17 protein-coding genes and 3 tRNA genes are annotated in these 17,228 nt (G+C 53.4%); 15 read left to right on the top strand and 5 right to left on the bottom strand.

Translation table 11 applies throughout. The features are described from left to right. Positions 1 to 57: 57 nt before the first annotated feature. From fliT to fliD, 3 genes are read right to left on the bottom strand one after another with little or no spacing between them, the layout of a single operon-like run. Positions 58 to 441 (bottom strand): flagella biosynthesis regulatory protein FliT, encoded by a 384-nt coding sequence (gene fliT / locus SIK69_RS09095; RefSeq protein WP_319785942.1) that lies wholly within the window; start codon positions 439 to 441, stop codon positions 58 to 60. Beyond that, a complete protein-coding gene (gene fliS, locus SIK69_RS09090; protein ID WP_319627775.1) occupies positions 441 to 851 on the bottom strand; it encodes a flagellar export chaperone FliS in 411 nt (136 codons plus the stop codon). Before fliS ends, fliT begins: the two co-directional genes overlap by 1 nt. A 22-nt stretch (positions 852 to 873) precedes the next feature. Continuing rightward, the gene (fliD, locus tag SIK69_RS09085; protein WP_319627776.1) at positions 874 to 2,283 is read right to left on the bottom strand and encodes a flagellar filament capping protein FliD; all 1,410 of its coding nucleotides are present in this window, start codon (positions 2,281 to 2,283) and stop codon (positions 874 to 876) included. A 278-nt stretch (positions 2,284 to 2,561) separates the two neighbouring features. Between fliD and SIK69_RS09080 the strand changes: the two genes are divergently transcribed. From SIK69_RS09080 to sdiA, 9 genes are all read left to right on the top strand, one after another. After that, complete coding sequence (locus SIK69_RS09080) at positions 2,562 to 3,869, top strand: FliC/FljB family flagellin (protein ID WP_319785941.1); 1,308 nt, start codon at positions 2,562 to 2,564, stop codon at positions 3,867 to 3,869. Between the two features lie 163 nt (positions 3,870 to 4,032). Beyond that, entirely contained in the window at positions 4,033 to 4,764 is a 732-nt protein-coding gene (locus tag SIK69_RS09075; protein ID WP_319627778.1) for an RNA polymerase sigma factor FliA, read from the top strand. Between the two features lie 52 nt (positions 4,765 to 4,816). Continuing rightward, a complete protein-coding gene (fliZ, locus tag SIK69_RS09070) occupies positions 4,817 to 5,365 on the top strand; it encodes a flagella biosynthesis regulatory protein FliZ (protein WP_319785940.1) in 549 nt (182 codons plus the stop codon). A gap of 85 nt (positions 5,366 to 5,450) precedes the next feature. Continuing rightward, the gene (gene tcyJ / locus SIK69_RS09065) at positions 5,451 to 6,251 is read left to right on the top strand and encodes a cystine ABC transporter substrate-binding protein (RefSeq protein ID WP_319627780.1); all 801 of its coding nucleotides are present in this window, start codon (positions 5,451 to 5,453) and stop codon (positions 6,249 to 6,251) included. 362 nt (positions 6,252 to 6,613) lie between these two features. Then, positions 6,614 to 8,521, top strand: a complete 1,908-nt coding sequence (locus SIK69_RS09060; RefSeq protein ID WP_319627781.1) for an energy transducer TonB — start codon at positions 6,614 to 6,616, stop codon at positions 8,519 to 8,521. Positions 8,522 to 8,623: 102 nt separating this feature from the next. Beyond that, positions 8,624 to 9,610, top strand: coding sequence for a D-cysteine desulfhydrase (gene dcyD / locus SIK69_RS09055; RefSeq protein ID WP_319627782.1), 987 nt, complete (start codon positions 8,624 to 8,626; stop codon positions 9,608 to 9,610). Positions 9,611 to 9,622: 12 nt separating this feature from the next. After that, positions 9,623 to 10,291 carry a cystine ABC transporter permease gene (gene tcyL / locus SIK69_RS09050; RefSeq protein WP_319627783.1) on the top strand — a complete coding sequence of 223 codons (669 nt, stop codon included), beginning with the start codon at positions 9,623 to 9,625 and terminating at the stop codon, positions 10,289 to 10,291. Then, positions 10,288 to 11,040, top strand: a complete 753-nt coding sequence (gene tcyN, locus SIK69_RS09045) for an L-cystine ABC transporter ATP-binding protein TcyN (RefSeq protein ID WP_319627784.1) — start codon at positions 10,288 to 10,290, stop codon at positions 11,038 to 11,040. The genes tcyL and tcyN overlap by 4 nt, the downstream gene beginning before the upstream one ends. Before the next feature lie 139 nt (positions 11,041 to 11,179). Further along, the gene (gene sdiA, locus SIK69_RS09040; RefSeq protein WP_319627785.1) at positions 11,180 to 11,902 is read left to right on the top strand and encodes a quorum-sensing transcriptional regulator SdiA; all 723 of its coding nucleotides are present in this window, start codon (positions 11,180 to 11,182) and stop codon (positions 11,900 to 11,902) included. A gap of 70 nt (positions 11,903 to 11,972) precedes the next feature. Here sdiA and SIK69_RS09035 read toward each other — a convergent pair whose 3' ends face one another. Next, positions 11,973 to 12,197, bottom strand: coding sequence for a DUF2594 family protein (locus SIK69_RS09035; protein ID WP_319627786.1), 225 nt, complete (start codon positions 12,195 to 12,197; stop codon positions 11,973 to 11,975). A gap of 457 nt (positions 12,198 to 12,654) precedes the next feature. Here SIK69_RS09035 and uvrY point away from each other — a divergent pair, with 457 nt between their 5' ends. The 6 genes from uvrY (at position 12,655) to SIK69_RS09005 (ending at position 16,183) form a co-directional block, all read left to right on the top strand. Next, positions 12,655 to 13,311, top strand: a complete 657-nt coding sequence (gene uvrY, locus SIK69_RS09030) for a UvrY/SirA/GacA family response regulator transcription factor (protein WP_319627787.1) — start codon at positions 12,655 to 12,657, stop codon at positions 13,309 to 13,311. Then, on the top strand, positions 13,308 to 15,140 hold the full coding sequence (gene uvrC / locus SIK69_RS09025) for an excinuclease ABC subunit UvrC (RefSeq protein WP_319627788.1): 1,833 nt from the start codon (positions 13,308 to 13,310) through the stop codon (positions 15,138 to 15,140). Before uvrY ends, uvrC begins: the two co-directional genes overlap by 4 nt. 55 nt (positions 15,141 to 15,195) lie before the next feature. Then, positions 15,196 to 15,744 (top strand): CDP-diacylglycerol--glycerol-3-phosphate 3-phosphatidyltransferase, encoded by a 549-nt coding sequence (pgsA, locus tag SIK69_RS09020; RefSeq protein WP_097164896.1) that lies wholly within the window; start codon positions 15,196 to 15,198, stop codon positions 15,742 to 15,744. 150 nt (positions 15,745 to 15,894) lie between these two features. Continuing rightward, positions 15,895 to 15,970: transfer RNA gene (locus SIK69_RS09015), tRNA-Gly, on the top strand. 39 nt (positions 15,971 to 16,009) lie between these two features. Beyond that, positions 16,010 to 16,083, top strand: a tRNA-Cys gene (locus tag SIK69_RS09010). Between the two features lie 13 nt (positions 16,084 to 16,096). Further along, positions 16,097 to 16,183, top strand: a tRNA-Leu gene (locus tag SIK69_RS09005). Between the two features lie 353 nt (positions 16,184 to 16,536). Here SIK69_RS09005 and SIK69_RS09000 read toward each other — a convergent pair. Further along, the gene (locus tag SIK69_RS09000; RefSeq protein ID WP_319785939.1) at positions 16,537 to 17,190 is read right to left on the bottom strand and encodes a LysE family translocator; all 654 of its coding nucleotides are present in this window, start codon (positions 17,188 to 17,190) and stop codon (positions 16,537 to 16,539) included. Between the last annotated feature and the right edge of the window lie 38 nt (positions 17,191 to 17,228).

Genomic DNA, 17,228 nt, shown 5'->3' with positions numbered 1-17,228 from the left:
ACTCTAGTATGGAGTACGAAGCGGAAAAACGCCTGGCGCGCGATGCGCGCCAGCAATTCAGTTGGTCGGGGTATCGCGGATTTCTGTTTCCTGTGGGACCAGGATGTGTCCACCCTGTTTACCGTAGGTGGTCAGCACGGATTTCTGAATATTTGACTGGCCCACCAGTTTGGCCAGTTCATCCATTCGCGCCTGTAGCAGGCGTTTGACCGCGGTTTCATTCTCCAGAATGGCCCGCAGCACCGGACGCAACTGCTCCTGAGTCACCGTTGACGGTTCCGTTTTTTGCGTGAGTTCTGCCAGTTTTTGCACCGCACTGACATAATCCATTTCACAGGCGATCAACTCATCCCACTGTCCTTCAGAGGCGAGTCGCAGCATGACAAGGCTTTGGTCAAGCAGCTGCTGGTACAGGCTATACAGGTACGGTGCGGTACTCATTAGACGGCGTCCTGAATCAGAGTGGGCGAGGTGGCAACTTCCTTCCAGGCATCGGCGATGTCGCGCAGCAAAGATTCCACCTCTTCAACGGCAGAAATCTCGTTACGCAGATTGGCCTGCAGGAGACGCCTTACCATATAGGCGTACAGAGCAATCAGGTTTTGCGTGAGCTCATCATCACTTTTTTCATCAAGGCCGACTTTGAGCCCGTTTTCGATGATGTTGATGGCTTTTGAGAGGGAAAGGCCTTTCCCCTCCACGTTATTGTCCTGCATAAACAGGCGCGCGCGCACCAGCGCGCTGAGTGCACCATCAAACAACAGGGTCACCAGCTGCTGCTGGCTGGCGCTCATTACTGCGCTTTCGACTCCGATTTTTGCGTAGGCCTGTGTGCCTTTTGCGCCGTACATGTTAGCTCCTGAGCGTGATTAATTAGTTTTTGCTGCTGGAGGACGATTCGAACTGCTGCGTCAGATAGCTGCTGGTGGAGTTCAGCGAGTTCATCAGGACGTCCAACTGGGTAAACTGGGCTTTGTAACGTGCCATCAGGGTATCGATCCGATCGCTGGCGGCGTTGTATTGGGTCGTCAGGTTGTTCAGGGTTTTACTCACCCCATCGGTGGCCGCCTGAATGATCCCGGTGCTGGAAAGCCAGCTGGTCAGGTTGGTACCCATGGTGGTGGTGATGCCGGTTTTTTTACCGTCGCCAACGAACATGTCTTTGATGTCGGCTGAATTGGTTTTCAGCGCCGTTTCCAGCTTGGTGCTATCGACGGTTAATTTGCCGGTGCTCGGATCAGAGGTGATACCAATCTGCGCCAGGGTTTTATAGGCAGAGCTGCCGGTGGCGCTGGACAACATGCTTTTCAGCTGGGTTTGAATGGTCCGCAGGGTACTGTCACCGAGCAGAGCACCGTTGCTGGTATCCTGCGCATCGGTACCCGCGTCGACCGCGGTGTATTTGGTCAGTGAGGCAAAGGTATCCTGCAAGGCGTTATAGGCCGTGACCCACGCGTTAATTGCCGTTTCAGACTTGGTATTATCTTTCGAGATAGTTAGCGTCTGGTTGCCGGAGGTGGTGTCATTCAGGTTCAGGGTGATGTCTTCGAGCGCGTCGCTGATGGTGTTGCTGCTGTTCTCAATATCGACATTGTTAACTTTGAGTTTGGCATTCTGCGCGGTAACGCTTTCTTCCATTCCATTGCCAGTACCGGCGGCGTCATAACCCATAAAGCTTTGCAGGGCGCTGTCACCGCTTACGCTGATGCTCATCGCATTATCAGAGCCGGTATCATTGGCGGTGACGGACAGACGATACTGACCGTTCCCGACGTTAATGATACTGGCGCTGACGCCTGAATCGGATTTGTTAATTGCATCGCGAATGCCGCTCAATGAGGAGTTCGCAGCCGAGATATCGATAGTAACGGGCTTCTTCCCACCACCTTGTTGAATGGTTATCTTGCTGTCGGAGGTCGCAATCGCCGTTTTGCTGTCGGGCTGGGTGTTTTTGGTGGTCAGGGTTTGCGCCTGCGCCAGCTGCGTCACGCTGATAGTATATTTCCCGGCAATCGCATCCCCGGTGGTGGTGGCGCTAAAGGCAGATGAGCTGCTGCTGGTGGTGGTGGCGGTAAACAAATCGGCTTTATTCAGCGCGGTATTTGCCGTCTGGAACGAGACCAGCGCGCTTTTTAATGTTCCGTACGCGCTCAGTTTCGCGGTGTAAGACGACTGCTGCGTAGAGATAGGTTTCAGCCCGGCTTTTTCAGCGGCTTCAAGGTTATCGAGAATGGTGCTTAATTCCAGACCCGACCCAACTCCCAGCGTAGAAATACTTGCCATACTTATTCCTTAATGTAGCGACATGTAGATTGAATACCGGGGTTATCGGCGGGATTGGCGCAAAGTTTACGGTTAATTTTCTTTTTTTAATGGCGGGAATAAAGGCAACAGGGCGGACTATTTCGACGGCTAAGCAATTAATTCTGTGTTTGAGAAAAAAGTGTGAAAAAAAATCTAAAGGTTAGTGGGGTGGCGACGATAACCACAATGACGGCGATTGAGCCGACGGGTGGAAGCCCAAACCGTAACCACAGACTTGAAACACAGGAATCGAAATCATGGCACAAGTCATCAATACCAACAGCCTCTCGCTGATCACTCAGAACAACATCAACAAAAACCAGTCTGCTCTGTCGACTTCCATTGAGCGTCTGTCTTCCGGTCTGCGTATCAACAGCGCGAAAGACGATGCGGCTGGCCAGGCGATTGCGAACCGCTTCACCTCTAACATCAAAGGTCTGACTCAGGCGGCACGTAACGCCAACGACGGTATCTCCCTGGCGCAGACCGCGGAAGGCGCACTGTCTGAAATCAACAACAACTTGCAGCGTGTTCGTGAGCTGACCGTTCAGGCAACCACTGGCACCAACTCCGATTCCGACCTGTCTTCAATCCAGGACGAAATCAAATCCCGTCTGTCTGAAATTGACCGCGTATCCGGCCAGACTCAGTTCAACGGCGTGAACGTGCTGGCTAAAAACGGCACCATGTCTATCCAGGTTGGTGCCAACGATGGCCAGACCATCGACATTGACCTGCAGCAGATCGACTCTTCTACTCTGGGTCTGAACGGTTTCTCCGTTGCCAAGGGTTCCCTGAAAGTGGGTGCTGCAGTAACTCAGATTACTGACACGGCTTCTAATACACCGAAAGATGTTGATCTGAAAGGTGTTGCGACTGCGCTGGGTGTGGATGCAAGCACGCTGACTCTGCACAACGTGACCGGCACCAGCCAGTATGTTGTTCAATCTGGCAACGACTCTTACTCTGTTTCTGTTGGCGATACTGGTGCTGACGCAGGTAAAGTTGCGCTGAACACCACTAAAGTGACCTACGGCGATGCGGTTAATGGTATTGCGGCTGACGGCGCATCTATGGCGGCTCAGCCAATTAAAGTGGGTACTGATGACAAAGGTGTCGTGACTGGTTTTGTTACCGTTCAGGGTAAAAACTTTAGTGTTGACCCTACTGCAATGGCCAACACTAAAGTATCAACAGCACCAACGACTACTGTTGATACGACAGGTATTGAGCTTTCAGATGGCGGTGCTACCCGTGCTCCAACTGCTGAATTTGCAGGTGCTTCCACTGCAGATCCACTGGCTCTGCTGGACAAAGCTATCGCATCCGTTGATAAGTTCCGTTCTTCACTGGGTGCGGTGCAGAACCGTCTGGACTCTGCCATCACCAACCTGAACAACACCACCACCAACCTGTCTGAAGCGCAGTCCCGTATTCAGGACGCCGACTATGCGACCGAAGTGTCGAACATGTCTAAAGCGCAGATCATCCAGCAGGCCGGTAACTCCGTGCTGTCTAAAGCAAACCAGGTTCCACAGCAGGTTCTGTCTCTGCTGCAGGGCTAATCCTGATTATGCGAACAAACCCTGCCTCGGCAGGGTTTTTCTGTTTTAGCGTTTGACTTAACTCCCCAAATAACCCCCCCTTTTAGCCACTATTCCGTCGATTAAAACCCCTCCAGAAACGGATAATCATGCCGATAACTCAACTATTGCAGGGCTGTTTATCGTGAATTCACTCTATACCGCTGAAGGTGTAATGGATAAACACTCGCTGTGGCAGCGTTATGTACCTCTGGTGCGACACGAAGCATTGCGCCTTCAGGTGCGCCTGCCCGCGAGCGTAGAACTGGACGATCTGCTTCAGGCGGGCGGCATTGGGTTGTTGAATGCCGTCGAACGTTACGATGCTCTGCAAGGCACAGCATTTACCACCTATGCAGTCCAACGCATACGTGGCGCGATGCTGGATGAATTGCGCAGCCGGGATTGGGTGCCGCGAAGCGTGCGCCGTAATGCCCGTGAAGTCGCGCAGGCGATGGGTCAGCTGGAACAGGAACTGGGACGTAACGCGACGGAAACAGAGGTCGCTCAGCGTCTTGGTATTGCTGTGGAAGAGTATCGACAGATGCTGCTGGATACCAATAACAGCCAGCTTTTCTCCTACGACGAGTGGCGGGAAGAGCACGGCGACAGTATCGAGTTGGTGACTGAAGAGAACCAGCAGGAGAACCCGCTCCATCAGCTGATGGAGGGCAACCTGCGCCAGCGCGTGATGGAGGCGATTGAAGCCTTACCGGAACGCGAGCAACTGGTGCTGACGCTTTACTACCAGGAAGAGCTCAATCTGAAAGAGATTGGTGCGGTGCTGGAAGTGGGGGAGTCACGCGTCAGCCAGCTTCACAGCCAGGCTATCAAGCGGCTGCGTACAAAACTGGGTCGGTACCAGGAAGGCGGTTAAGCTGTCATGCCTGGAGAAATGCCGCATATAGCATTGACTACCAGGAGTTATCATGACGGTGCAGCAAGTAAAAAGACGGCCTTTAAGCCGCTATCTTAAAGACTTTAAACACAGCCAGACGCATTGCGCCCACTGCCATAAAATACTCGATCGCATTACGCTGGTGCGTCGGGGCGAAATCGTCAACAAAATCGCCATTTCCCGCCTTGATACGCTGATGGATGAAGCCGACTGGTTGCAGGAGCGCCTTGACTGGGTTGCGCTGTGCCGTTTCTGCGGCGATCTGCACTGCAAGGAGCAGAGCGACTTCTTCGATATCCTCGGCTTTAAACAATACCTTTTCGAGCAAACCGATATGAGTCCCGGCACCGTGCGCGAATATGTCGTGCGCCTGCGTCGGCTGGGCAACCATCTTAGCGAATTGAAAATCGACCGTGATTTATTAAACGGCGAACTCGACGACGCGCTCGCACAGTGGCTGCCACGGACCAGCACCAATAATTATCGCATCGCCCTGCGCAAGTATTCGCAGTTTAAAGGCCTGCGCCCGGTGCTGGAAACGCAGAAGTTCGCGTCTCAGGCAACCTCTGATATATATTAAATTTGAATGGCATATAGCGCACGGGTATTAGCTGTTTTTCCCAAACGCCTTACACTGCAAAAAAATTCGAATTTTCGGGGGAAGAATGAAAATAGCATTTATGGGCCGTCAGGCTCTGATGGGATTGATGGCCGTGGCGCTGGTTGCGGGTGCAAGCGTGAAAACGTTCGCCGCAGAAAATCTGCTGAACCAGGTTAAAGAGCGCGGTTCACTGCGGGTCGGGCTGGAAGGCACTTATCCGCCATTCAGCTTCCAGGGCGATGACGGCAAACTGACAGGATTCGAAGTGGAGTTCGCGCAGGAGCTGGCTAAGCATCTGGGTGTGAAAGCAGACCTGAAACCGACCAAATGGGACGGGATGCTGGCCTCGCTGGATTCCAAACGTATCGACGTGGTGATTAACCAGGTGACCATTTCTGACGTGCGTAAGAAGAAGTATGACTTCTCCACGCCGTACACCGTGTCCGGTATTCAGGCGCTGGTGAAGAAAGGCAACGAAGGGACGATCAAAACGGCGGCTGATCTGAAAGGTAAGAAAGTCGGCGTCGGTCTGGGCACCAACTACGAAGAGTGGCTGCGCCAGAACGTGCAGGGCGTGGACGTGCGTACCTATGATGACGACCCGACCAAATACCAGGATCTGCGCGTTGGCCGTATCGATGCGATTCTGGTTGACCGCCTGGCGGCGCTGGATCTGGTGAAGAAAACCGGCAATACCCTGGCCGTCACCGGCGAAGCCTTCTCTCGTCAGGAGTCCGGTGTGGCGCTGCGTAAAGGCAATGAAGACCTGCTGAAAGCTATCGACGGCGCGATTGCCGGGATGCAGAAAGACGGCAGCCTGAAAGCGCTTTCCGAGAAATGGTTCGGCGCTGACGTTACGCAATAAACGGTTATTACTTATGGGCGTTATCGAACGCCCCAAATTAAATAAAAAGTCCCGGTCGGCAGATCGGGACTTTTTACTTTTTCAGGTTACACCATTTACCTGGCCGACGGTCATGGCGAATGAATTATTCAGTGAATACCGCACCTCGAATCAATACAAAATATTTATAACTGCATGATAAAATAGGCAAAATAGCCTTTACCCTCAATGCGCGCGATCAATGTTAAACCGCGGGAGTTCATGATAATAGCGGGATAGTCAATTGAGGGAATAATAAATTGAAACCGATAAATATCATTTTGACGGGAATACTCGTTATTTCCGGCACGACTGCTGCCACCCATTCCGTCCCGGTGATCCCCATGCCAGCACAAGAGACGCCGGTTATTACACCCTACCGGGCCCCGCCAGAAACCACCTCGCCGATAACAAATCACACGGATAATGTCGTTGAGAATGCGCCTGACGCACAGTCCGTAAATATAAATGAGGTGGTGAAAACGGCAGAAATGGCCCGGGAAGCGGAAGCGGCTCAGGCCATGTTGGCAGCAAAAGCCGCCGACGCCGTTAAGGCCGCGAAGAGAGCAAAAGCCATTCAAACCGCAAGCGATGCCGAAGCCGTTAAAGCGGCGAAAACGCTGAAGGCGGCGCAGGCTGCCATGGAGGCAAAAATCGCGAAAGCAGAACATGCTGCAAAAGCCGTTGAGGCCGCGACCGCCAAAGAAGCGGCTAAAGTCTCGAAAGCCGTTAAGGCGGCAGAGGCGACCAAAGTTGCCAAAGCGAATGATGCCGAAAAAGCCAAACAGGCCACAGAAGCGGCGAAAGCGGCAGAGGCGGAAAAAATAGCCCAGGCTGCCAAAGCCGCCGAGGACGTTGCTGCCGCAGACCGTGTCGCGCAGAGCGCCCTTGCGGCAGCGGAAGAGGCGGACAGGGCCGCGCAAGCCGCTAAAGCGCTGGAAGAAACCAAGGTAGCAGAAGCGGCAAAGGCCACAGAAGCCGCATTAGTCGCCAAAGTGGCTAAAGTTGCAGAAGCGAACAAGGCGACAGAAGCTGCCAATGAGGCTACCGCGATTAACGATACCCTTACGGCACTGGCTGAGGAGGCGGCAAGAGAAGCCGAAGCGGCTAAAGCGGTCGAAAATGCACAGGTGACGGCGGCGCTGGCTGCTGCTCAGGAAGCGGCTAAAGCAGAAACCACAAAAGTGAATGCGTCCAGCGCACTAACAGAGGCCGAAACGCAGGCCGCAAGTACCGCCGAGGCGGCAAAAGCCGCAAAAGCGGCCCTATCAGAAAACATGACCGCCGCCACGAAAGCCGCTCAAATCGTAAAGACAGCAAAAGCCACTGAAGTCGCCAGCGCGAAAGAGGCCGCCAAAGCCGAGCAAGAAGCCCGCGAAGCCATCGCTGTTGCGGCGGCTAAAGCCACAGAAGCTGCGAGGGCGGCCGAGCTGGCCGAAACCGCGAAAGCCAGCGCGGAAATGAAAGTGGCCGCTGCAACGTCAGCATCTGAGGCGACCCAGGCCGCCGTTGCCGAAAATGAACAGGTGGCGCAACGCGTTGCAGACGCGAAAACCAACGCCACGAGTGCAGCCCAGGCGGCGAAAGCCGCAAAAGTAGACGTAGAGGCGAAAGCCGCCGCCGCAGGGCAGGCGGCTAAGGCGGCAGACGCGATCCGCCTCGAAGAGAGCACCCTGCGGGCTGAGGCGGACAGGGCGGCCGCCATCGCAAGGGCTGCAGAGGCAGTCCGGGCGGAGAAAGCGGCTGAGGTGTCGAGAACCGCAACACTTGTCGCGGCGGCCAAAGCGGTGGAAGCGGCTGCGCTGGCAGAGGCGGCACAGGCCACTGCGGTGGCTAAAGCCGCAGGAGTCAGCGATACGCCGGTCTTGACCCCTCCTGACTCTTTGGAAGAAGAATCGCTCCCGGCCATCACGTCAGAAAAGGAAGCGCCCCAAGCGCCCCTGAAAGCGATTCCTGAAAGGTCAGAACCTTTAACCATAGAGCAGGAAATATTTGGTGATTGTAAGTTGCCTGTCTATTCTGAAAAAGCGCGCGCCATGGGCGTGGAGGGACGCGTCACCTTGAAGGTGAACATTGGAGCGATGGGGCAATTGAAGCGTATTAATACTAAAGGGACGCAAATCTTTCTGCGTGATACCAGCCGGGCGTTTAAACGCTGCACCTGGCCAATGGGATATGCCGGAGAGTATCAAACCATCGTCCGGTTTAGTCTGGCGGAGGGCGTAAGTCTGCAACCGGCCAAATCCAAATAAGCTATTCGCACGCTGGAAAGCCCCTCGGCAACCGGGTCAGGACGAGGGGACTTATTTTCGAGGGCAACTGTGTGCATAATAAAAAGAAAATCAGGAGGTGCTATGTCACTGCATAATCTCACACGTTTCCCAAGACTGGAATTTATTGGCGCACCGACGCCGCTGGAGTATCTGCCACGTCTGTCCGATTATCTGGGGCGCGATATCTTCATGAAACGCGACGACGTTACGCCCATTGCGATGGGCGGCAACAAACTGCGTAAGCTGGAGTTTTTGGCCGCAGATGCACTACGCGAAGGCGCAGACACGCTGATCACCGCCGGTGCGATTCAGTCTAACCATGTGCGCCAGACGGCGGCGGTGGCGGCGAAACTGGGCCTGCACTGCGTGGCGCTGCTGGAAAACCCAATCGGCACCACAGCAGAAAACTATCTCAGTAACGGCAATCGCCTGCTGCTGGATTACTTCAACGCCCAAATCGAAATGTGCGACGCGCTGACCGACCCGAAACGTCAGCTGGAAGAACTGGCGACCCGCGTAGAGGCACAGGGTTTCCGGCCCTACGTGATTCCGGTAGGTGGGTCGAACGCGTTGGGCGCATTGGGCTATGTGGAAAGTGCGCTGGAAATTGCCCAGCAGTGCGAAGGTGCGGTATCGCTCTCTTCGGTGGTGGTGGCCTCCGGTAGTGCGGGAACCCATGCGGGTCTCGCCGTGGGCTTAGAACAGTTAATGCCGGATGTTGAACTGATCGGCGTGACCGTGTCGCGCAGCGTCGCCGACCAGAAACCGAAAGTCGTCACCCTGCAACAGGCGGTGGCGGAAAGTCTCGCGCTACAGGCTAACGCTGACATCACCCTGTGGGATGACTATTTCGCACCGGGCTATGGCACGCCGAACGATGAGGGTATGGAAGCGGTGAAACTGCTGGCGCGTCTCGAAGGCATATTGTTGGATCCGGTCTATACCGGCAAAGCGATGGCCGGACTTATCGACGGCATCAGCCAGAAACGCTTTAAGGATGAAGGACCTATTCTGTTTGTTCACACCGGCGGTGCTCCGGCGCTGTTCGCCTATCATCCACACGTATAATAAGAAGACACAATGCAAGAAAGTATCCAACTGGTTATCGACTCGCTGCCGTATCTGCTGAAAGGGGCTGTTTTTACCTTACAGCTCAGCATCGGCGGGATGTTCTTCGGTCTGGTTCTCGGGTTTTTACTGGCGCTGATGCGCATGTCGACGATCGCACCGGTGCGCTGGCTGGCGCGCTTTTACACCTCAATTTTCCGCGGTACACCGCTTATCGCCCAGCTGTTTATGATCTACTACGGCCTGCCGCAGTTTGGCATTGAGCTGGATCCGATCCCGGCGGCAATGATTGGTTTGTCGCTCAACACCGCGGCGTACACTTCCGAAACCCTGCGCGCAGCGATCTCCTCGATTGATAAAGGGCAGTGGGAGGCGGCGGCCAGTATCGGTATGACCCCGTGGCAGACACTGCGTCGGGCGATTTTGCCGCAGGCGGCACGCGTCGCGTTACCACCGTTATCCAACAGCTTCATCAGCCTGGTGAAAGACACATCGCTGGCGGCCACTATTCAGGTGCCGGAGCTGTTCCGTCAGGCGCAGTTGATTACCTCGCGCACGCTGGAAGTGTTCACCATGTATCTGGCAGCGTCGCTGATTTACTGGGTGATGGCGACGGTGCTCTCCGCTCTGCAAAACTATTTCGAAAACCAGCTGAACCGCCAGGAGCGTGATCCGAAATGAGTGCTATCGACGTTAAAAACCTGGTGAAGAAATTCCACGGCCAGACGGTGCTGCACGGTATCAGTCTGGAGGTGAAAGAGGGCGAAGTGGTGGCGATTATCGGGCCGAGCGGCTCGGGGAAAACCACGCTTCTGCGTAGCATTAACCTGCTCGAACAACCGGAAAGTGGCACTATTCGTGTCGGCGACATTACCATTGATGCTGCCCGCCCGCTGAGCCAGCAGAAAGGGCTTATCCGTACTCTGCGCCAGCATGTGGGTTTTGTGTTCCAAAGCTTCAACCTGTTCCCCCACCGCACGGTGCTGGAGAATATTATTGAAGGGCCGGTGATTGTCAAAGGTGAGAACAAAAGCGAAGCCGCCACTCGCGCCCGCGAACTGTTGGCAAAAGTGGGGCTAGCGGGGAAAGAAACCAGCTATCCGCGACGGTTATCCGGCGGACAGCAGCAGCGTGTGGCGATTGCCCGTGCGCTGGCGATGCGTCCGGACGTGATTTTATTTGATGAGCCGACTTCGGCGCTGGATCCTGAACTGGTCGGCGAGGTGCTGAGCACCATTCGACAGCTGGCGCTGGAGAAACGCACGATGGTGATTGTGACCCACGAGATGAGCTTTGCCCGAGACGTGGCTGACCGGGCCATCTTTATGGATCAGGGCCGCATCGTGGAGCAGGGCGAAGCCAAAGCCCTGTTTTCTAATCCGCAGCAGCCGCGTACCCGCCAGTTCCTCGAAAAATTCCTCATGCAGTAATCCCCAATGGCCTGATGACCTCAGGCCATCTCAGAATAATTCCGCATTCCACGATATTTCATATATATAAATAAGATTTATGTGTTAGTTTGAAGTATTCATACGAATGATAATTACTCAGGGAGTTTTCGCTTCAGATATGAGGGATTTCGATTTTTTCCATTGGCGCAAGGACATTTCGCAGCAATTTCATGCTGCCACGGCATCAGACCAGGTCTATGCCATTTTGCAACAGCAGACTCACTCGCTGGAATATGACTGGTTCGCGCTCTGTGTGCGTCATCCGGTTCCCTTCACCCGGCCCAAACTCTCCCTGCACACCACCTATCCGAAAGCGTGGATGGACCATTACCAGGCGGAAAATTATTTTGCGATCGACCCGGTGTTGAAAGCGGAAAATTACCGCAACGGCCATTTGCCATGGAGTGAAAGCTTATTCAGTGAAACCCAGGCGTTTTGGGATGCCGCGCGCGATCACGGTCTGCGTCGGGGGATTACGCAGTCGCTGATGCTGCCAAACCGCGCACTCGGTTTTTTATCGGTGTCGCGGGAAAGCAATCAGGCCAATCCCTTGTCAGAGGATGAAACCGAACTGCGGCTGCAAACCCTGATGGAGTTAAGTCTTGCCACGCTGCTACGCCTGGAAGATACGATGGTCATGGCGCAGCCAATGAAATTCAGCAAGCGCGAACTGGAAATTCTGAAGTGGACGGCGGAAGGGAAAACCTCAGCGGAAATATCGATAATCTTGTCGATATCTGAAAATACCGTGAATTTTCATCAGAAGAATATGCAGAAGAAATTTAATGCGCCTAACAAAACCCAGATTGCCTGTTATGCCGCCGCGATTGGGATAATTTGACAACTTAAGACGTTCTGCGTGCCAGACGCAAAAACGGCTGCGATGCATTGCGAATCGCAGCCGCCTGCAATTACTGACGGTAAGCTTGTTTAATCTGCTGAACAGTGCTGGAAAAAGCGGCTGCCTGAGCTTCATCTTCCATCTGCGTGATCTGTTTTTCCATTTTAAGAATCACGCGTCCTGCGTCTGCCTGACCCATGGCTTGCAGCATCAGCGCCAGTAACGCTTTCAGGCAAGAAACTTCCTGGGTCAATTGTTGATTATTTTCAGCAGTGGAAAGTTCAGGAGTACTCATCTATTTCCTCGTAAAAGATTTCAGTGCGCATGCGCGGGGTGTACTGTAAAGGTCGCGCAGTATACCACAAGGGATATCAAAAACGGGAGTGCCTGTTTTTTCTCCTCTGGTAAGAGGTGCTTACGGCTAATTATCGGTGCTCGAGAAACGTCCGAAGGCTTATTTGTTTAACTCAGGTTCTCGCTCGGTTAATTATTGTTACATTTTTGCAATCGTATTTATCATTTGTGCAAAATGCGCTGCTTTAGAGAAATTTTTGAAAATAGGTGTTTAAAAATAGGGTTGTTGTATCTCCCTGTTTTGTGGTTCTTTCCACGGGTTGTACATTCTTATTTCCAGAAACATTCGCTAAAACCCACCCTACACATTTTTTGCCTTTCATTGTCGAGATAAAACCCGGTAATATGGTCGCGAATTTAGAGTTAGTTGCGTTATCCCTATTCTGGAGATTATTCCTTTGATCAACATCCTTCTTGTTGATGACCACGAACTAGTGCGCGCAGGGATACGACGCATTCTCGAAGATATAAAGGGTATTAAAGTTGTCGGTGAAGTCTGCTGTGGCGAAGATGCGGTGAAGTGGTGCCGCGCCAATCCGGTAGACGTCGTGCTAATGGACATGAATATGCCAGGAATTGGCGGGCTGGAAGCCACGCGTAAAATTGCGCGCTCCACCGCAGATACCCGAGTCATCATGTTAACCGTTCACACGGAAAATCCACTGCCAGCCAAGGTTATGCAGGCAGGGGCCGCGGGCTATCTTACCAAAGGGGCCGCACCACAGGAGGTGGTCAACGCCATCCGCGCCGTCTTCGCCGGTCAGCGTTACATTGCATCAGACATCGCTCAGCAAATGGCGTTGAGTCAAATTGAGCCAGAAAAAACAGAATCACCGTTTGCCAGTTTGTCTGAACGTGAATTGCAGATTATGCTGATGATCACCAAAGGTCAGAAGGTGACTGAGATTTCCGAGCAGTTGAATCTCAGCCCGAAAACGGTGAACAGCTATCGCTATCGTATGTTTAGCAAATTAAACATTCATGGCGATGTCGAGCTGACGCACCTGGCAATTCGCCATGGCCTGTGCAATGCGGAGTCGTTAGCAAGTCAGTGAGTGACGTATTTGATTCAAAAGCCTTTCTAAAAACCGTGACCAGCCAGCCCGGCGTTTATCGTATGTACGATGCCGGCGGCACGGTTATTTATGTCGGTAAAGCCAAAGACCTTAAAAAACGCCTTTCCAGCTATTTCCGTAGCAACCTTGCGTCGCGTAAAACGGAAGCACTTGTCGCGCAAATTTCTCAGATTGATGTTACCGTCACGCATACCGAGACGGAAGCGCTGCTGCTTGAACACAACTACATCAAACTTTATCAGCCGCGTTATAACGTTCTGCTGCGCGATGACAAATCCTATCCGTTTATCTTCCTCAGCGGCGATACGCACCCACGGCTGGCGATGCACCGTGGTGCGAAACATGCGAAAGGCGAATACTTTGGCCCGTTCCCCAACGGTTACGCCGTGCGGGAAACCCTGGCGTTGTTACAGAAAATCTTCCCGATCCGTCAGTGCGAAAACAGCGTGTACCGCAATCGCTCCCGACCGTGTCTGCAATACCAGATTGGCCGCTGTCTCGGGCCATGCGTCGCAGGGTTGGTCAGCGAAGACGAGTATGCCCAGCAGGTTGATTACGTGCGGCTGTTTCTCGCCGGAAAAGATGAACAGGTAGTGAATTTGCTGGTGGCCCGGATGGAAAAAGCCAGTCAGTCGCTGGCGTTCGAAGAAGCGGCGCGTATTCGCGATCAAATTCAGGCAGTGCGCCGCGTAACCGAAAAACAGTTCGTTTCTAACGAAGGCGATGATTTGGACGTTATCGGTGTGGCCTTTAACGGCGGCATGGCGTGCGTACACGTGCTGTTTATTCGTCAGGGCAAAGTGCTCGGCAGCCGCAGCTACTTCCCGAAAGTGCCTGCCGGAACCGAGGCGGGTGAAGTGGTGGAAACCTTTGTCGGCCAGTTCTATTTACAGGGCAGCCAGGCGAGAACCCTGCCGGGGGAAATCCTGCTCGATTTCAACCTTGGCGACAAAACCCTGCTGGCCGATTCACTAACCGAGCTTGCCGGGCGGCGGATTAACATCCAGACTAAACCGCGTGGTGATCGTGCGCGTTACCTGAAACTGGCCCGTACCAATGCGGCCACTGCATTGGTCACCAAACTTTCGCAGCATTCGACCATCACCCAACGTTTGCAGGCGCTGGCAACGCAATTGAAGCTGCCAGAAGTGAAGCGCATGGAGTGTTTCGACATCAGCCACACGATGGGAGAACAAACCGTGGCCTCCTGCGTGGTATTCGACATCAATGGCCCGCTACGGGCGGAATACCGTCGATACAACATCACCGGCATCACCCCAGGTGATGATTATGCGGCGATGAACCAAGTGTTGCGCCGTCGCTACGGGAAAGATATTGAAGAAAGCAAAATCCCCGATGTCATTCTGATCGACGGGGGCAAAGGCCAATTGGGCCAGGCGAAACAGGTCTTTGCCGAGCTGGACGTGAGCTGGGATAAGCATCACCCGCTGCTGTTAGGCGTCGCGAAGGGCAGTGACCGTAAGGCCGGGCTGGAAACGTTATTCTTCGAGCCGGAAGGTGAGGGCTTTAACCTGCCGTCGGATTCTCCGGCGCTGCACGTTATCCAGCATATTCGTGATGAATCGCATGACCATGCGATCGCCGGTCACCGGAAAAAACGCGCCAAGGTGAAAAGTACCAGCACCCTTGAGACTATCGAGGGTGTCGGACCGAAGCGCCGCCAAATGTTGTTGAAATACATGGGTGGATTGCAAGGTTTGCAGAAAGCGAGTGTGGAAGATATTGCAAAAGTGCCGGGCATTTCGCACGGTCTGGCAGAAAAGATCTTCTACTCGTTGAAACATTAGGGGCTCTGTAGCAACATAGGGCTAATTTTACTGACAACAGATAGTTACCGTCGCCATGCAATTTAATATCCCTACGTTGCTCACATTGTTTCGCGTCATCCTGATCCCGTTTTTCGTGCTGGCGTTCTATCTTCCCTTTGTCTGGGCCCCGTTTGCCTGTGCGCTGATTTTCTTCGTGGCGGCGATAACCGACTGGTTTGATGGTTATCTGGCGCGTCGCTGGAATCAGAGCACCCGTTTTGGTGCGTTCCTTGATCCGGTCGCCGATAAGGTAATGGTCGCGATCGCCATGGTGCTGGTGGTTGAGCATTATCACTCCTGGTGGGTGACGCTCCCTGCGGCGACCATGATCGCGCGTGAAATTATCATCTCCGCACTGCGTGAGTGGATGGCGGAGCTCGGTAAGCGCAGCAACGTGGCAGTGTCGTGGATTGGTAAAGTGAAAACCACTGCGCAAATGGCGGCGCTGGTGTGGATGCTGTGGCGTCCAAACGAGTGGGTTGAATGGGCCGGGATTGGTCTGTTCATGGTTGCGGCGGTGCTGACACTGTGGTCGATGTTCCAGTATCTGAACGCGGCACGCGGCGATTTGCTTGAACAGTGATCGTTTCGACGTAAATTTCATCAAACGATCCGTTGCGGTGAAAATTAACGTTGACTCAGTGCGTCAGGTAAGTAGAATGCATCGCATCGAACGGCAGCACAGCTTGCCAGACGGTAATAAAATCAAATGATTAAGTTAGTCATCTGATCTGCGGGAATAGCTCAGTTGGTAGAGCACGACCTTGCCAAGGTCGGGGTCGCGAGTTCGAGTCTCGTTTCCCGCTCCAATTTAGACGCATCGGCAATTGCGGATGTGATAGTACTTCGGCGCGTTAGCAAAGCGGTTATGTAGCGGATTGCAAATCCGTCTAGTCCGGTTCGACTCCGGAACGCGCCTCCAATTTATTCCCCGAGGCCGGATGGTGGAATCGGTAGACACAAGGGATTTAAAATCCCTCGGCGTTCGCGCTGTGTGGGTTCAAGTCCCACTCCGGCTACCATGGGAAAAAGTAGAATAATCAAAGCAATAAGCAGTGTCGTGAAACCACCTTCGGGTGGTTTTTTTGTGCACGCAATTCACGCCCTGTGCATATCCTGTGCTCACGGGGTGCAATGACGTGCCTTCTCACGCCAGGTAATACCACCTCATTCGTTTCCCTTCAAGCATAGATAACAGGGCTCCTGTTTCGTGGTTCCGGTACGGTTCTGGTCTGATTTAGTTACGTGCTGTTTTGATGCGTTTGACGATTCTGAAACTGAGTGAATAGTTGTGAATTCCCTGTTTTCGAAATGCCAAAGGTAAATGTCCGCTGAGAGCGAAAAGCGGACATATAGCTTACCCTGTAGTTGAAACTTATTTCGCAGGCTTCGATACTACATTAGACCCGCCGAAGAACATGCGCATGCCAAGCCCTACCATGACAACGCCTGTAAAACGCTCCTGCCATTTGATAAAGCCGGGGTGTTTACCCAACCAGTTTCCAAATGTTCCTGATGCCATTGCGACTGAACCTAGGGACAAAATTCCAGCCAGTTTCTGGACACGGCCCAGAACAAGTAGTTGCAGCCAGACAGGACCCGCAGCCGGATCGACGAATTGAGGAAGAAAAGCAAACATGAACAGCAGTGATTTCGGGTTAGTCAGACTGTTCAGCGCACCTTCCTTAACGGCATTCCAGTCAGAAATCCTTGCGGTTTTCCGCAAACGGGTGTCTGTGCCTGAAGTAGCAATCATTTTTATGTCCAGCCATATCAGATAAGCTGCACCAACCCATCTCAGCAGATCCAGCGCAACCGGCCACGCGTGAACGACGGTTACCAGTCCTAAAACCAGAAAAGAAACCTGCACAAAACCTGCCACAAACACATTGCCCAGCACCGTGGGTAAAGCAATACGCCTTCCCTGACCGACGCCTCTGGCAATAGTCAGCATTATGTCAGGCCCAGGAGAAATCGCCAGAAGCGTCAGGGCGAGAACGAAAGTCATGAAGGTTTCAACAGAAGGCATGATATTACGTCCGAACTCAGGTTTTCTGCTACGTTACC

It is taken from the genome of Scandinavium lactucae (assembly GCF_033843265.1).
In the GTDB taxonomy this organism is placed as follows: domain Bacteria; phylum Pseudomonadota; class Gammaproteobacteria; order Enterobacterales; family Enterobacteriaceae; genus Scandinavium; species Scandinavium lactucae.
The sequence above is the reverse complement of the archived record's forward strand: the minus strand, read 5'-3'. Positions and strand labels throughout refer to the sequence as shown.

What these genes read in the sequence shown, in the direction of transcription:
- fliT (WP_319785942.1), bottom strand. Translation starts at nt 441, where the DNA reads ATGAGTACCGCACCGTACCTGTATAGCCTGTACCAGCAGCTGCTTGAC.
- fliS (WP_319627775.1), bottom strand. Translation starts at nt 851, where the DNA reads ATGTACGGCGCAAAAGGCACACAGGCCTACGCAAAAATCGGAGTCGAA.
- fliD (WP_319627776.1), bottom strand. Translation starts at nt 2,283, where the DNA reads ATGGCAAGTATTTCTACGCTGGGAGTTGGGTCGGGTCTGGAATTAAGC.
- SIK69_RS09080 (WP_319785941.1), top strand. Translation starts at nt 2,562, where the DNA reads ATGGCACAAGTCATCAATACCAACAGCCTCTCGCTGATCACTCAGAAC.
- fliZ (WP_319785940.1), top strand. Translation starts at nt 4,817, where the DNA reads ATGACGGTGCAGCAAGTAAAAAGACGGCCTTTAAGCCGCTATCTTAAA.
- tcyJ (WP_319627780.1), top strand. Translation starts at nt 5,451, where the DNA reads ATGAAAATAGCATTTATGGGCCGTCAGGCTCTGATGGGATTGATGGCC.
- SIK69_RS09060 (WP_319627781.1), top strand. Translation starts at nt 6,614, where the DNA reads ATGCCAGCACAAGAGACGCCGGTTATTACACCCTACCGGGCCCCGCCA.
- dcyD (WP_319627782.1), top strand. Translation starts at nt 8,624, where the DNA reads ATGTCACTGCATAATCTCACACGTTTCCCAAGACTGGAATTTATTGGC.
- tcyL (WP_319627783.1), top strand. Translation starts at nt 9,623, where the DNA reads ATGCAAGAAAGTATCCAACTGGTTATCGACTCGCTGCCGTATCTGCTG.
- tcyN (WP_319627784.1), top strand. Translation starts at nt 10,288, where the DNA reads ATGAGTGCTATCGACGTTAAAAACCTGGTGAAGAAATTCCACGGCCAG.
- sdiA (WP_319627785.1), top strand. Translation starts at nt 11,180, where the DNA reads ATGAGGGATTTCGATTTTTTCCATTGGCGCAAGGACATTTCGCAGCAA.
- SIK69_RS09035 (WP_319627786.1), bottom strand. Translation starts at nt 12,197, where the DNA reads ATGAGTACTCCTGAACTTTCCACTGCTGAAAATAATCAACAATTGACC.
- pgsA (WP_097164896.1), top strand. Translation starts at nt 15,196, where the DNA reads ATGCAATTTAATATCCCTACGTTGCTCACATTGTTTCGCGTCATCCTG.
- SIK69_RS09000 (WP_319785939.1), bottom strand. Translation starts at nt 17,190, where the DNA reads ATGCCTTCTGTTGAAACCTTCATGACTTTCGTTCTCGCCCTGACGCTT.